Origin of the sequence: Streptomyces sp. NPDC026589, from assembly GCF_040638385.1 — a bacterium.
Lineage (GTDB): Bacteria > Actinomycetota > Actinomycetes > Streptomycetales > Streptomycetaceae > Streptomyces.
The window spans coordinates 158,115-171,620 of record NZ_JBEZYG010000006.1 but is presented as its reverse complement, the minus strand read 5'-3'; the positions used below and the strand labels follow the sequence as shown (position 1 = coordinate 171,620).

The following is a 13,506-nucleotide window of genomic DNA, read 5'->3' as shown; positions in this document are numbered from 1 at the left end:
GTCACCCTAACAGCGCCTGTTCGACAGTGCGCTGCCGCACCCCACGAGCTCCGGAGCACTTCCTTGTCGTACGCCGCCGCCCTCTCCGCCCCCGCCACCGGTCCGCTGGCCGGGGCCGTACCCCTGGGCTCGGCGGACGAACTGCGCGAGCTCCTGGGGACCCCGCACCCGATCGTCATCGACAAGGTCCACGACCGGCTCACCGAGGACGACCTGGACCTGCTGGCCCGCTCGCCGCTGTGCACCATGGCCACGTCGGACGCGGCCGGCAACTGCGACGCCACCCCGCGTGGCGGCTCCCCCGGCTTCACCCACGTCCTGGACCCGGGCACCATCGCCCTCCCCGACCGCCCGGGCAACCGCCGCGCGGACAGCTTCCACAACATCCTGGCCAACCCGCGCGTGGGCCTGCTCTACCTGATACCCGGCGCGATGGACGTCCTGCGCGTCAACGGCCGGGCCCACATCGTCACGGACGCCCCGTTCTTCGACGCGATGACGGTGAAGGGCCAGCGCCCGAAGCTGGCCCTGGTCGTGGAGATCGACGAGATCTTCCGCCACTGCCCGGCGTCGCTGAAGCGGTCGGGGGTGTGGGCGCCTCAGACGTGGACGGGGGCGGGGCTCCTTGATCAAGAAGGCTGACGCTGCGCGCATCCAGAATGGCCGTAGGCCCATCATGCGTGGATGCACGATGGGCCCACGGATCGATCCTGCCGGAAGCCCGCTTCCGGCACTGTTGGACCCTGAAGAACCAGGGGCCACGCCGCTACTCGACGCACTGGTACCGGCTGTTCCGCCGGTGCTGGGTGGCGGATTCGTATTGATCGGAAACGACGGGTCCGGCATACCGTTGTTGTCCCCCGGCCGGCACCTGCCGTTCCCCGGGGCCGGGCACGTACCGGTCGGGTCGCAGTTCGTGGCCGGGGCCTGGCCGGCGTAGCTGTAGCCGTTGGGCGTCTGGTGCTTGTCGATGTCGAGCAACGGGTCGACGCTGATGAACTGGCCGGTCCCCGGGTCGTACTCACGGGCACCGATTAGCATCCACGGCATGAGCAGCGATCCCGTGGCCGAGCTGCGTCTTCCGGGCGCACCGACGGTGGAGCACATCGACTTCGAGGTCCTCGAAGGATTCCGCTTCGCGGACGGCGGGGGGCTCCCGGACTCCTATCGGGCGTTCGTTCGCCACGCGGGGTGGGGACGCACCTTCGGGATGTGGCTGGTCTACCCACCGGTCCTGCCGGGGTACGCCGACGGTCTGCACGGTCGGGCCGACCGGCTCACGGCGCGCTTTCGCTCGAGCTACCGAGAGGGCGAGGCCGAGGAGTTCGACTGGATGATCGAGCCGGACGGCCACTGGTCCCTGGCGGCCACGCTGGAGGTCTTCGCGTGGAGCGAGAACGGCGATGCCCTGCTGTGGAACACCGCATCACGCGACACGAACGGGGAGTTCGCCGTCTGGGAGTCGCGTGGTGGCGACTCGCTGCACCACCTCGGCGCGGACCTCCGTCAGGCGCTGCCGCTGGTACGCGCCCGCTCCGACCACGCCTTCGGGCCCCGCCCGTTCGCCGTGGAGCCCCTCCCCGCCGCCCGCCTCTGAACAGGCCGGCGCGCCGATCGTGGTCATACGCGCGACGCGGCGGGTGGGGCCCCGGGCCCCACCCGCCGTCGGTCTGCTAGCGCTCGGCCGGGCGCGGCTCCCGTCGCATCACCCACAGCACCGGGCCGCCGCCCGGCAGTGCCGCCTCGCCCAACACCGTGAAGCCGAAGTGCTCGTAGAAGGGCAGGTTGTCCGGCTTGGAGGACTCCAGGTAGACCGGCAGTCCCGCAGCGTCCGCCTTGGCGAGACCGGAACGCAGCAGCGCCGCCCCGTGCCCCTGGCCCCGGGCGGCCGGGTCCGCGCCGACGACCGCGAGGTACCAGTGCGGCTCCTTGGGTCCCTGCTCGGCGGCGGCCTGGACGGCCTCCCGGAACAGGGGCGCCCGGTCGCCCAGGATCTCCTCCAGCTCCGCGACGGTCTCCGCGTCGGGAACGGCCTTGTCCTGCCCCTCCGGCGCCACCCAGAACGCGGCCGCCGACCCGGTGCGCTCACACACCCCGTGGGGGCCGTACTGCCGGGTGAAGATCGTGGTGAAGTAACGGACCAGGTCGGGCTCGCGCGAGGCCCCGCCGGGGAAGAACCACCCCATCATCGGGTCGTCGGCGAAGGCGCGGGCCAGGGTGCGGCTGATCGACGGGGCATCGTCGAGTGTGGCCGCCTGAGGCGTGTTCTTTATCGACATACAGGTCATTCTGCACCGCGATGATCTTGGGCGGTGAGGGGGGTGCCGAGAACGGCCGTCGTTCGGCAAGGCCTGTTCGACCATGCGTACGCCGTCGGTGCCTTCCCGCCCGCGCCGGCCGGAACGCGGCCCGCCTTCTGCTGGTACTGGGCGCGATCCAGGTGGCCGGCACGGCCGTGGCGTTGTTCGTCGGCCTCACCCCGCTTCTCCTGACGGCGCTCCCCGCACTGCTCCTTCTCGCACTCTGCTACGGCGTGGAGCAGCGCGCGGCCCGCGTCCGGCGGCACGGCCCCCGACCGCCGCACAAGGCCCTCGTCAGGTAGGCCCACTGGACGACGGGCGCCCGGAGCCGGACCGGCCATGGCCGACCGTGCCCGCCGAGGCTTAGCCTCCCCGCATGGATCGACGACTGGCCGCGTACGCGGTGTGCATCGAGGACGGGCGGGTGCTGCTCGCGCTTGCCGTGGGCCCGGGCGGCGAAAGGACGTGGACCCTTCCGGGCGGCAGGGTCGAGCATGCGGAGGATCCGTACGACGCAGTGGTCCGGGAGGTCGCCGAGGAGACCGGTCTGGAGGCCGTCGTCGAGCGTCTGCTCGGCGTGGACTCACGGGTGGTTCCGGCGGGCGAGCGCCGCCGGCCCGGTGCGCCCGAGCTGCAGAACGTCGGTGTCTTCTACCGCGTACGCATCACCGGTGGCCACCTGCGGCCCGAGCCGAACGGCGACACCGCCGCGTCGGTGTGGACCCCGTTGCCCGAGGTCACCCGGCTGCACCGGTCGTCACTGGTGGACGTCGGGCTCGCCCTGGCCCGGACCCTTCCGCCCTCCGGGCACGTCGCCCCGGTCCCGGTCGGCGGCCTGATCCAGCACTGAGCGATGCCGTGTGGAGGGGGGCCGGAGCACGGTGGCGGACCGCCGCACCTTCGCCTTGAGCGCCCCGGCCCACGGTGTGGGGGAGTAAACGGCAAGGCCCTCGCCCCGTCGGTCCGACGGGGCGAGGGCCTTGCTGGACGGCCGGGCCCGCCTCAGGCCTTGCGCTGCATCGACGAGCGTGCGGGGTTGCTCTGCTCCGCCGCCTTGGGGTCCTTCTCGCCCGCCTTCGCGCGGACGCCCTGCTCGACACGCTTGCCGAGGGTGGCGTCCACGTTCGTCCAGTACTGGAACGCCCGCTTCAGCACCGGCTCGGTCACGCCGTTCAGCAGGTGGCCGACGATGTTGTCCACCAGCCGGTCCCGCGCCGCGTCGTCCATGACCTCGCGGACCAGGGTGCCCGGCTGGCCCCAGTCGTCGTCCTCCGCGTGGTCCACGTAGGCGGCCCGGGTGATGTCGCCGTCCGCGTACCAGCTCGGCGGGGTGCCGTAGCGCTCCGTGTCGGCCGCCGGGCCCCCCTTGGAGTTCGGGGCGTAGACGGGGTCGGTGGTCTTCCGGTACGCCATCGCCCCGTCCTTGGAGTACGTGTGCACCGGGACGACGGGGGCGTTGACGGGAAGCTGCTGGTAGTTGCCGCCGATGCGGTAGCGGTGCGAGTCCGCGTAGCTGAACAGCCGGGCCAGCAGCATGCGGTCCGGGCTCGGGCCGATGCCCGGCACCAGATTGTTCGGCTGGAAGGCCGCCTGCTCGATCTCGGCGTGGTTGTCCGTGGGGTTGCGGTTCAGCGTCATCCGGCCGACCTCGATCAGCGGGTAGTCGCCGTGCGGCCACACCTTGGTCAGGTCGAACGGGTTGAAGCGGTAGTCCTTCGCGTCCTCGTACGGCATGATCTGGACCTTCAGTGTCCAGCTCGGGAACTCCCCGTCGCGGATGTGCTCGAAGAGATCACGCGTGTGGTAGTCCGTGTCCGCGGCAGCCATCTGGTCGGCCTCGTGCTGCGTGAACGTCTCGATGCCCTGGTCGGTCTTGAAGTGGTACTTCACCCAGTACCGCTTGCCGTCGGCGTTGATCCACATGTACGTGTGCGAGGTGTAGCCGTTCATGTGGCGCCAGGTCCGCGGGATGCCCCGGTCACCCATCAGCCAGGTGACCTGGTGGGCCGACTCGGGCGAGAGGGTCCAGAAGTCCCACTGCATGTCGTGGTCGCGGAGGTTGTTGTCCGCGCGGCGCTTCTGCGACCGGATGAAGTGCTGGAACTTCATCGGGTCCTTCACGAAGAACACGGGGGTGTTGTTGCCCACCATGTCGTAGTTGCCTTCGCTGGTGTAGAACTTCACCGCGAAGCCGCGCGGGTCCCGCCAGGTGTCCGGGCTGCCCCGCTCCCCCGCGACGGTGGAGAACCTGATGACCAGGTCGGTCGTGGCGCCGGGCTGGAAGAGCGCGGCCTTCGTGTACCGGGAGACGTCCGCGGTCACCTCGAACGTGCCGAAGGCGCCGCTTCCCTTGGCGTGCGGCTGGCGTTCGGGGATGCGTTCGCGGTTGAACTGGGCCATCTGCTCGATCAGGTACGAGTCCTGGAGCAGGATCGGCCCGCCGGGGCCGACGGTGAGCGAATGCTCGTCGCTCTCCACCGGGGCGCCGGAGTCGGAGGTGGTCGGCTTGCGAGAGGTGTCGGTCATGTCGTCGTTTCCTCTTGTTTGTCTTCCGCAGACGTGTCGGCGATGGCTCCTACTACGGCTGCCCTACTGACCCTCTGCCAATGTAGGCAAACCCTGACGAATTGACTCGTCGAGGAATCGCTCCCGACGGTCCTCCGTGCCGCGTCAGCGCGATCGCTGTCCCGCGACCAGCCGGTAGACGAGCAGGACGATCACGGAGCCGACGACGGCGGCGATCCACGTCGACAGGCTGAAGAATCCGTCGATCGAGTCGACGCCGAAGATCACCTTGCCCAGCCAGCCGCCGAGCAGCCCGCCCACGATGCCGATGACGATCGTGACGAGGCAGCCCCCGGGGTCCTTGCCGGGCGTCAACGCCTTGGCGATGAGCCCCGCGAACAGGCCGATGAGGATCCAGGCGATGATGCCCACGGAGATCTCCCTTTACGTTGCCGACGCCCGGCCACCCGCGTGGTGCCGGACCCTCCGCGTATCCCCTCGACCGGAACTCACACATCCACCGGGCCCCGCCCATCACCCGGGAGCTCCGTCATTGACCTGCCTGCGTTACGCCGGACGGGCAGGGGTGTGGACAGAGACGGGTGCCCGCACCGACGGAGGCGGGGCCGCCTGAGTACTTTCCCTCCCCCTCTGAGTACGGCACCGCCTCCGCCGAACCGACCGAACCGTGCGAGCCTTCACCCGACGGAGCCGGGGGGCTCCGATCACCCGGTCTCGGGTGGTGGGGCGGGAGAGGGGCGTGGACGGAGCCATGGATCTGTTCGACGGGGAGCTGGGCGGGCGCGACGAGCCGGCGGGGGGACCCGGGGGCAGTTGTTCCTGGGGCACCGCCGTGATCCTCGGCATTCTGGTGCTGCTGGCGGTGCTGGTGCATACGTTCTTCGGGTGGGCGCGGGACCTCCTCGGGGCCGTGTTCTCGTAACCGCACCCCGCCCGCGCAACGGCGTCCCGTCCCGTCCGTTGCGACGGCCTCCCGTCCTCGCAACGGCGTCCCGTCAGCCGCGTCGGCGTCCGCTCAGCCGCGCCGCCGCGCCTCCAACGCGTCACGGGTGTCCTCGGTGATCAGGTCGCCGTTGATCGCCGCCGCCGCCATGAGGCCAGCCGCGGCGGCGCCGATGACCTGTTCGGTGAGGCGGGTGACATTGCCCGCCGCCCAGACCCCGGGAACCTCGGTCGCGCCGGCCGGGTCGGTCGGGATGTACGCGCCGATCACCTCGCCGCCCATCTCCTGCGCGACCGGGACCAGTCCCAGCGATTCCAGTACGGCCGAACGCGCGACGAAGCGCGCCTGGACCACCAGCGCCTCGCGCGGGATCACCCGGCCGCCGGCCAGCCGTACGCCGGTGAACCGGTCGTCTGCGACCTCCAGGCCCGTCACCTCGCCGTCCACCACCGCCACGCCCCGGGCCGCCAGCTCCTCGTACTCCTCGTCCGTCGGCTCCGGGCCCGTGTGGCGGAAGAGGGTGACGTCCTCGCTCCACTGCCGCCACATCAGCGCCTGGTGCACGGCGAGGGCCCCGGTGGCGAGCACGCCGATCGGACGGTCCGCCACCTCGTGGCCGTGGCAGTACGGGCAGTGCAGCACCTCGCGCCCCCAGCGATCCGCCAGACCGGGCACGGGCGGCAGCTCGTCGACGAGCCCCGTCGTCACCAGCAGCCTGCGCGCCTCGACGCTCCGGCCGTCCTCCGTGGCCACCCGGAAGCCCCGCTCCCCCGGCAGCCGCTCGGCCGAGGCCACCCGGCCCTCGACGATCTCCGCCCCGTACCCGGCGGCCTCGCCCCGGCCGATCGCCAGCAGCTCGCCGGGCGGGGTCGACTCGCGGCCCAGGTAGTTGTGCACGTGGGACGCGGGCGCGTTACGAGGCTCACCCGCATCGATCACCAGGACCGAGCGCCGGGCACGCGCCAGGGTCAGCGCCCCGCTCAGGCCGGCCGCCCCGCCGCCCACGATCACCACGTCGTACCGCTGCTGCTTCATGTCGTCGCTCCTGCTCTCCATACGGACCATCTCCGGTTGATGGAGATGGTGCGCGCAACAAGGCCGAAACGACAAACATCCTTGCCGAAACGGCAAGCCAGGAGAGATCGAACTCGCACCACACGATCTTGCCGGGGTTCCGCTCCCCCACCCCCCATTTGTCCGCCAGCGCCGCGACCAGCAGCAGCCCGCGCCCGCCCTCGTCGTCGGCTCCCGGCAGCTCGCCCGCCGGGCGCACCTCGCCGTCACCACTGTCGTGCAGCTCGACGCGGAGCGCGTTCTCGATCCGCTCCAGGTAGATGTGGACCTTGAAGCCACGCCCCGGCGGGACGCCGTGACGCAGGGCGTTGGTCGCCAGCTCGGTTACGCAGAGCAGCACATCATCCATACGCTTTTCGCACTCCCACTCGACCAGCGCCTTACGGGCGAACTTGCGTACGACCGGGATCGACCTGCGCTCACGGCAGTAGAAGGCGGCGCGGTAGTAGGGAAGTTGAGTTGTCTCGTTCATGGTTCCACGCTCACACGGAGTTACTACGCTGTCGCAGAGCCGAGAGACGTACAAAAGCTTTTGTACGGGTTCTGACGGGTTGACAGCGGGGCCGGAACGGGGAGAGCCAGGTCATGCAAAACGGAAAACAGAGCAGCATCAGGCGAGTTACCTCATGGCAGCTGGTCGGGGCGCAGGTGCGCCACCTCCGCAAACTCGCCGGGCTGACGCAAGCGTCCCTCGCCGAGCAGCTCGGGGTGGGCGAGGACACCGTCGCCTCGATCGAGCAGGGGCGACGGGCCCTTCAGCTGGACCTGGCCATCCAGCTCGATGAACTGCTGGACACCAAGGGCGTGTTGCGGGTCGCGGTGGAGCGGATTCCGCGAAAGGAGCGTTACCAGGCACTGGTCAAGGACTTCGTGCAGTACGAGCAGGACGCGGTGAGCCTGATCTCGTACGAGTCCCAGCTCATCCCGGGGCTGCTGCAGACCGAGGCGTACGCGCGCTTCATCTTCGGCTGTAACTACCCGCCGCTCGAAGAGGAGGAGATCGAGAAGCGGGTGGCGGACCGGCTAGGCCGCCAGAAGATTTTTGAGCGCAAGCCCCGACCGATCCTCCACTTCATCCTGGAGGAGAGCATCCTGCACGCCCAGATGGGCGATCCCGACGTCATGCGGGAGCAGCTTCTCCACCTGCGGCGCTGCATGGATCTGCCGTTCGTCACCATCCAGATCATGCCCCGCAACACCCCTCGGCACGCCGGGCTCGCGGGGCCGCTCGTTCTGCTGGAGACGCCCGACCACGACGGGCTCGTGTATGTCGACGGCCAATTGCGCGGCGAGTTGTACGACGAACCCTCCGACGTCAGCGCACTTATGCAGAGGTATGGGATGCTGCGCTCTCAGGCGCTCACCGTCGCGGAGAGCACCCGGCTACTTGACGCACTGCTTGACGCACTGCTTGGAGAGACATGTCCCGCGCAGCACACCCCGCCCCCGGTTCCACAGCCCTCCACTGGTTCAAGTCCAGCTACAGCAACGGCGACGGCGGCAACTGCATCGAAGTCGCCTACCACTGGCGCAAGTCCAGCTACAGCAGCGACCAGGGCGGAGACTGCGTAGAGGTCGCCACCCACCCCTCCGCCGTCCACATCCGCGACTCCAAGGTGACCGAGGGCCCCGTCCTCACCGTCGAGCCCGCCGCCTGGAGCGCCTTCGTCCACGGCAGCACGGCCGCCTGAGCCGTACCCGTACACGAAAAGACCCCGCCCCGCCCCCGGCCACCAACGCAGCCGGAAGCGGGGCGGTTCCCGTCTCTGCGCCGCGGGGTCAGTAACGCACCCACAGCTCGTACACGCTCGGCTTGGCCGCGAACGGCTTGCAGATGAACAGGGGGCTCCAGATGTGGTTGGCGGCGCCGGCCGCCCCGGCGGCCTGGCAGGCCGCCTGCGACTCGTAGTGGCCACGGATCGTGTAGCCCGAGCCCACGGCGGAGGCGGTGGAGGCCGTGCCGAGGGCCATCGCGGCCGCCGCCACAGCAGTGACCGCGATGGTGGTGATACGTCTACGCATGTCGGTAACTCCGTTTCCAGTCAACGCACATGACCGTGCGTCAGCGAAGGGGTAGAGCCGAGCCGATCAGCGCGCGCCGCCAGGGAAAAGCTAGCGAGCGGAGCCCCGCCACACAATAGGTCTGGACCAATAAGGCATCGCATATGCCCCATGGCCGTAAACCTCTGCCGTGCCGCATATTTCGTGCGGCACGCTCAGCCCCCGGAGGTCCGCTCCACCGGGATCCACAGCTCCGCTTCCGCCCGCTTCCCCTCCTCCGTCAGCCGCACCCTCAGGATCTCCGGGCCGGGCCGGGAGGCGTACGGGTTCGACGGGAACCACTGCGTGAACACATCCCGCCAGAGGTACTGGAGAGCCACCGGGAACTCACCCTCGCTCTCGAAGACCGCCCAGGTCCCTGCCGGTACGTCCAGGGAGTCCAGGCCCTCCGGAGGCTCCGCCCCGCTCACCACCCCGTGGTAGTAGCCGAGTTCGGTGCCTTCCGCTCGGCTCGGGTCGAGCTGGTCGCTCACCCCGACGATGCCCGCCGGCTCCTGGTCGGAGAGGGCCGCGATGCGGTCCAGCTCCTCCCGGCCGATCCCCCGGATGAACTCCGCGATGGCCGGATTCGGCCCCTCGTGGATGAGCGGGACGCGGGTCTTCCTGCCCACCACCCGGAATGCGTCCTTATCCACCAGCTTGTACTGCATGGCCGTACTCCCTTCGACGACGAGCCGGAAGGTCAGCCGTTGCTGGGACCGCAGAACCGCGCCACTTCGCCGGGCCTCTCCGGGGCCGATGCCGTGCACGGCCCGGAAGGCGCGGGCGAAGCCCTCCCCCGTGTCGTAGCCGTACCGCACCGCCACGTCCAGCAGCGTCCGGTCGGGGGCGCCGAGCACCTCGGCCCCCGCGACCGTCATGCGGCGGCGACGGATGTACTCCGACAGCGGGAGGCCCGCGAGCGCGGAGAACATCCGGCGGAAGTGGTACTCCGACGTCATCGCGATACGCGCGAGTTCCGCCGCCTCGATGCGCTCACCGAGGTGCGCCTCGATGTGCTCTATCGCGTCGTTCAGCCGTTCCAGCAACCGCTGACTCCTTCCCTTGCTCGTTCACCGTAGGAAGGAACCAGGGTGCCGGACCCGACAGTCCGTGCCCGGATCGGTCGGGACGGTCAGGTCGGTCGGGTCCGGCACAGGGCTGCTTCCCGGGCTTCGCCATCAGCTCCACCAGGGCCGAGCAGCTGTCCGCGCCGCGCCCCGTCTCCACACCTCGCCGGGACAGGTCGACGACGGCGGCCGGGAGGACCGTGTCGACGCCCGCGTCGGCGTTGATGTGCAGGACGTGCTCGGCGCTCGCCGGCCCCATGGCCAGGCGGTCGACAGACAGCTCCAGGAGGCCCTCCCCCCACGGCGTCGACCCGCTCCACCTCGCGCTCGTCGTCGGCGTCGCCGAAGACCGCCATCCGCTACGCGGACTCCGTCCGCGAGCTCCTCGGATCCGAACCCCGGGCCGGGTCCGGGGCGTTCTCCATGAACCCGCACACCCTGGAATCGTTTGATCAGCCGATCAGAGCCTCGGTGATCTGGCGGGTGGTCTGAGCGGCGACCCGGGGATTTACGGCGGCGTAGGAGGTGTAGGCGTTCAGGCCGGTGGCCAGGGCCCAGCCGCGGCCCCGGGTCCAGGTGGCATCGTCTACACCGAGCGTGTCGCGGAAGACAGCCCGGCTCCTGGCAGACATCAGGGTGAAGGCGATGATCAGGTCGCAGGCCGGGTCGCCGATGCCGAGCTCGCCGAAGTCGATGACCGCGCTCAGGCGGCCGGCGACGGTCAGCAAGTTGCCGGTGTGGAAGTCGCCGTGGAACCAGACCGGCGGACCATCCCATCCGGGGGCGCTCAGCGCCGCATCCCACAGCTCGGTCATGGCCACGGCGTCGAACGCGCCGTCGACCTCCGCGATAGCGGCTCGCGTCGCGCGGTCCCGGTCGGTCAGCGGCCGACCGGTGAGGTCCTCGCGAGCGTCCTCGACCGGGACGTCCTCGGGGACGAATGCCTGAAGGGCGGTGAGGAACTCCGCCAGTTGGACGGCGGACCCGGACGAGTCGGCCAATGCCCCGGCGGTCGCCACATCGCCGTCCAGCCAGCGGGACACCGCCCACGGCCACGGATAGCCGAAGTCGGGCTCACCCACCCCCACCGGTACCGGGATGGCCAACGGCAGGTGCGGGGCGAGCCTGGGAAGCCATTCAGACTCCTTCATGGCCTGTCCTCTGGCACCCGCATGGCGGGGCAGCCGGACGGACAGGTCCTCGCCCAGCCGGTAGATCACATGGTCCGAACCTGCCGGGTCGAGCAGCTTGAGAGGCAGATCGGCCCACTGCGGGAACTGCGTATCGACCAGGCGCCTGGCCACTGCGGCATCGATCGCGGGGCGGGGGTCTGCGGCTTTCCCGGCTGTCAAGAGCAACTCCTGCGATGGGCCCGCTCCATGCGGCGGGCAGCCAGAGCCATCACAGTGCCTCGTGCACTTGTCTGTCGACCGGTTTTCCCGACTGGCCGTCCTCTGCTCCGCGCACTCCACACGCACCCCTGTCGAAGCCGACCCAGCGCGTTCCCCATAACTCAGGGGTCTGTCGCTGGAGATGGCCGCACCGGCCCCCAGGCTCCCGATGAACCTGAACCACCTTAAGTTCTCGCGAACCCACGGGGCCCGGCTCTGTTCTCGTACGGCTACCGCCAGGAGGCGTGCAGCACTGAGCACCTACGCGAGGCGGCGTCGCGCTACTGAGGGACGCCGAAGTCCGTGTGTGCCGTCTCGACCGCCTCCGGGTACGCCTGGGTCTTCTCGTGCCCGGCGAGTTCCCCGGCCAATCGCCCCCTCAGTCCAGGTCGGACAGGTCGGACAGGTCGAGCACGAAGCGGTAGCGGACATCGTTTCGCCGGAGGCGGTCGAGTGCCGTGTCCACCTGTGACGACGGGAGGACCTCGACGTCGGCGGCGATGCCGTTGTCGGCGCAGAACTGGAGCATCTCGGCTGTCGCCCGGCGCCCTCCGCTCCCCGCGGAGCTGAGCTTCTTGCGGCCGATGAGCAGGTCCATGGCCTCGACCGTGACGGGGCCCAGGTATCCGAGGAGGCTGAGGGTGCCGTCCATCGCCACCAGCTTCAGGTACGGGGCGAGGTCGTGCGGGGCGGAGACGGTGTCGATGACGACGTCGAAGGCGTCGCGTGCCGCGGCCATCCGCTGGGTGTCGGTGGAGGCGATGAGGTCGTGGGCGCCGAGCTCGCGGGCGTCGTCGCGCTTGTCCTGGCTCCGGCTGATGACGGTCGTGGTGGCGCCGAGAGCCACGGCCATCTTGACCGCGAGGTGGCCCAGGCCGCCGAGTCCGGCCACGGCGACGCGGCTGCCGGGGCCGACACCCAGGGAGCGCAGGGGTTCCCAGACGGTGACGCCGGCGCACATCAGCGGGGCGGCCGCGGCCGGGTCGAGGCCGGAGGGGAGCGGGTAGGCGAAGGCGTCGCGCACGACGTACTCGCGGGAGTAGCCGCCCAGGGTGGCCGACCCGTCCTGCCGGTCGGTGCCGCCGTAGGTCAGAGTCGGGAAGGAGTGGCAGAAATTCTCCTGTCCGGCTTCACACATGGCGCACACGCCGCAGGAGTCGACGATGTTGCCCACCGCGACGCGGTCGCCGGCCGAGAAGGTGGTCACCTCGAGGCCGACCCCGGTCACCACGCCGGTGAATTCATGACCGGGCACCAGGGGTGCTTCCGCATGCTGGTCGCGCTGGCCGTGCTGGTCGTAGGCGTTCAGGGCGTGCAGGTCCGTGTGGCACACGCCGCAGTAGTCGACCCGCACCGCGATGTCATCCGGGCGCAGGTCGCGGCGCTCGATCGACACGCGCCGCAGCGCCGTCGGGCCGGCCGCCTGCCATCCCGTAGTTGTTCGCATACGTGACTCCTTAAACAGACCGTTCTGTCTGTTGCAGCGTAAGGGCCGACCCACCTCAAGGCAAACCAACTGTTCTGTTTGGTAGAGTGGGGGCATGCCGGAACAGCCCCAGACCTCGCGAGGCGCCGCGACCTACCAGCGCATCCTGGACGCCGCCACCGAAGAATTCGCCCAGCACGGCATCGCCGGGGCGCGCATCGAACGCATCGTGACGGCAGCGCGCACCAACAAGGCACAGCTCTACGCCTACTTCGGCGACAAGGAACGGCTCTTCGACGCGATCTTCCTCAGCTCGCTGGAGCGCATCACCAACGTCGTGCCCATCGACGCCGACGATCTCGCGGACTGGGCTGTCCGCCTCTACGACGAATATCTGCTCCGCCCCGACCTCATCCGGCTCGCGACCTGGACACGACTGGAGCGCCGCCCCGGCGGGCACCTCGTCGAGACGCACCAGCACTACGACGACCGCAAGCTCGGGGCCATCGCCGAGGCCCAGGACGCCGGGCGGGTCCGCGCGGGCGACCCGTTCGACATCATGGCCATGGTCATCGCCATGTCCATGGCCTGGTCCCCGGTCAGCAACGTCTATGCGGCCAGCAGCCAAGAACCCGATGCCGTGCATGACCAGCGCCGCGCCCTGCTCCGCGACTGCGTCCACAGCGCCACCGCGGCCGACCGGGGCAGGGGCGACGCATCCCCCTCGTGACTGCCA

The 13,506-nt window shown here is 70.0% G+C and carries 16 protein-coding genes and 3 pseudogenes; 8 read left to right on the top strand and 11 right to left on the bottom strand.

All coding sequences use genetic code 11. From position 1 onward, the window contains the following. Positions 1-63 precede the first annotated feature (63 nt). Positions 64-642, top strand: a complete 579-nt coding sequence (locus AB0F29_RS12695; protein WP_361870765.1) for an MSMEG_1061 family FMN-dependent PPOX-type flavoprotein — start codon at positions 64-66, stop codon at positions 640-642. A 267-nt stretch (positions 643-909) separates the two neighbouring features. Here AB0F29_RS12695 and AB0F29_RS12690 read toward each other — a convergent pair. Next, positions 910-1,041, bottom strand: a pseudogene (locus AB0F29_RS12690) (hypothetical protein); the annotation flags it as partial. Between the two features lie 7 nt (positions 1,042-1,048). On the opposite strand from AB0F29_RS12690, the gene AB0F29_RS12685 reads away from it, so the two are divergent. Beyond that, positions 1,049-1,597, top strand: a complete 549-nt coding sequence (locus AB0F29_RS12685) for a hypothetical protein (protein ID WP_361870763.1) — start codon at positions 1,049-1,051, stop codon at positions 1,595-1,597. 76 nt (positions 1,598-1,673) lie between these two features. Here the strand turns inward: AB0F29_RS12685 and AB0F29_RS12680 are convergent, their stop codons facing one another. After that, positions 1,674-2,288, bottom strand: a complete 615-nt coding sequence (locus tag AB0F29_RS12680) for a GNAT family N-acetyltransferase (RefSeq protein ID WP_361870761.1) — start codon at positions 2,286-2,288, stop codon at positions 1,674-1,676. A 167-nt stretch (positions 2,289-2,455) separates the two neighbouring features. Here AB0F29_RS12680 and AB0F29_RS12675 point away from each other — a divergent pair, with 167 nt between their 5' ends. Together AB0F29_RS12675 and AB0F29_RS12670 are read left to right on the top strand one after the other, a co-directional pair. Beyond that, entirely contained in the window at positions 2,456-2,602 is a 147-nt protein-coding gene (locus tag AB0F29_RS12675; RefSeq protein WP_361870759.1) for a hypothetical protein, read from the top strand. 74 nt (positions 2,603-2,676) lie between these two features. Continuing rightward, entirely contained in the window at positions 2,677-3,150 is a 474-nt protein-coding gene (locus AB0F29_RS12670; RefSeq protein ID WP_361870757.1) for an NUDIX hydrolase, read from the top strand. 152 nt (positions 3,151-3,302) lie between these two features. Here the strand turns inward: AB0F29_RS12670 and AB0F29_RS12665 are convergent, their stop codons facing one another. Both AB0F29_RS12665 and AB0F29_RS12660 read right to left on the bottom strand, forming a co-directional pair. Beyond that, positions 3,303-4,826, bottom strand: coding sequence for a catalase (locus AB0F29_RS12665; RefSeq protein ID WP_361870754.1), 1,524 nt, complete (start codon positions 4,824-4,826; stop codon positions 3,303-3,305). A gap of 144 nt (positions 4,827-4,970) precedes the next feature. Then, positions 4,971-5,237 (bottom strand): GlsB/YeaQ/YmgE family stress response membrane protein, encoded by a 267-nt coding sequence (locus AB0F29_RS12660; protein ID WP_018960114.1) that lies wholly within the window; start codon positions 5,235-5,237, stop codon positions 4,971-4,973. Positions 5,238-5,565: 328 nt separating this feature from the next. Between AB0F29_RS12660 and AB0F29_RS12655 the strand changes: the two genes are divergently transcribed. Next, complete coding sequence (locus AB0F29_RS12655) at positions 5,566-5,748, top strand: hypothetical protein (RefSeq protein WP_361871163.1); 183 nt, start codon at positions 5,566-5,568, stop codon at positions 5,746-5,748. A gap of 93 nt (positions 5,749-5,841) precedes the next feature. Here the strand turns inward: AB0F29_RS12655 and AB0F29_RS12650 are convergent, their stop codons facing one another. Beyond that, positions 5,842-6,804, bottom strand: coding sequence for an NAD(P)/FAD-dependent oxidoreductase (locus tag AB0F29_RS12650; protein ID WP_361870750.1), 963 nt, complete (start codon positions 6,802-6,804; stop codon positions 5,842-5,844). 103 nt (positions 6,805-6,907) lie between these two features. Beyond that, positions 6,908-7,315 (bottom strand): annotated as a pseudogene (locus tag AB0F29_RS12645) (ATP-binding protein); the annotation flags it as partial. A gap of 113 nt (positions 7,316-7,428) precedes the next feature. On the opposite strand from AB0F29_RS12645, the gene AB0F29_RS12640 reads away from it, so the two are divergent. Both AB0F29_RS12640 and AB0F29_RS12635 read left to right on the top strand, forming a co-directional pair. After that, entirely contained in the window at positions 7,429-8,415 is a 987-nt protein-coding gene (locus AB0F29_RS12640) for a helix-turn-helix transcriptional regulator (protein WP_361870747.1), read from the top strand. Then, complete coding sequence (locus AB0F29_RS12635) at positions 8,352-8,534, top strand: DUF397 domain-containing protein (RefSeq protein WP_361871142.1); 183 nt, start codon at positions 8,352-8,354, stop codon at positions 8,532-8,534. The genes AB0F29_RS12640 and AB0F29_RS12635 overlap by 64 nt, the downstream gene beginning before the upstream one ends. Positions 8,535-8,622: 88 nt before the next feature. Here the strand turns inward: AB0F29_RS12635 and AB0F29_RS12630 are convergent, their stop codons facing one another. From AB0F29_RS12630 to AB0F29_RS12610, 5 genes and pseudogenes are all read right to left on the bottom strand, one after another. Then, on the bottom strand, positions 8,623-8,865 hold the full coding sequence (locus AB0F29_RS12630) for a hypothetical protein (RefSeq protein ID WP_018960109.1): 243 nt from the start codon (positions 8,863-8,865) through the stop codon (positions 8,623-8,625). 194 nt (positions 8,866-9,059) lie between these two features. Continuing rightward, positions 9,060-9,932 carry an AraC family transcriptional regulator gene (locus AB0F29_RS12625; RefSeq protein ID WP_361870745.1) on the bottom strand — a complete coding sequence of 291 codons (873 nt, stop codon included), beginning with the start codon at positions 9,930-9,932 and terminating at the stop codon, positions 9,060-9,062. A gap of 118 nt (positions 9,933-10,050) precedes the next feature. Continuing rightward, positions 10,051-10,227 (bottom strand): annotated as a pseudogene (locus tag AB0F29_RS12620) (NAD(P)-dependent oxidoreductase); the annotation flags it as partial. Between the two features lie 178 nt (positions 10,228-10,405). After that, positions 10,406-11,305: an aminoglycoside phosphotransferase family protein gene (locus AB0F29_RS12615; protein WP_361870742.1), complete on the bottom strand. Its 900-nt coding sequence runs from the start codon at positions 11,303-11,305 to the stop codon at positions 10,406-10,408. Positions 11,306-11,723: 418 nt separating this feature from the next. Next, complete coding sequence (locus AB0F29_RS12610; RefSeq protein WP_361870739.1) at positions 11,724-12,791, bottom strand: NAD(P)-dependent alcohol dehydrogenase; 1,068 nt, start codon at positions 12,789-12,791, stop codon at positions 11,724-11,726. 94 nt (positions 12,792-12,885) lie between these two features. Between AB0F29_RS12610 and AB0F29_RS12605 the strand changes: the two genes are divergently transcribed. After that, a complete protein-coding gene (locus AB0F29_RS12605; RefSeq protein ID WP_361870737.1) occupies positions 12,886-13,500 on the top strand; it encodes a TetR family transcriptional regulator in 615 nt (204 codons plus the stop codon). Positions 13,501-13,506 lie beyond the last annotated feature (6 nt).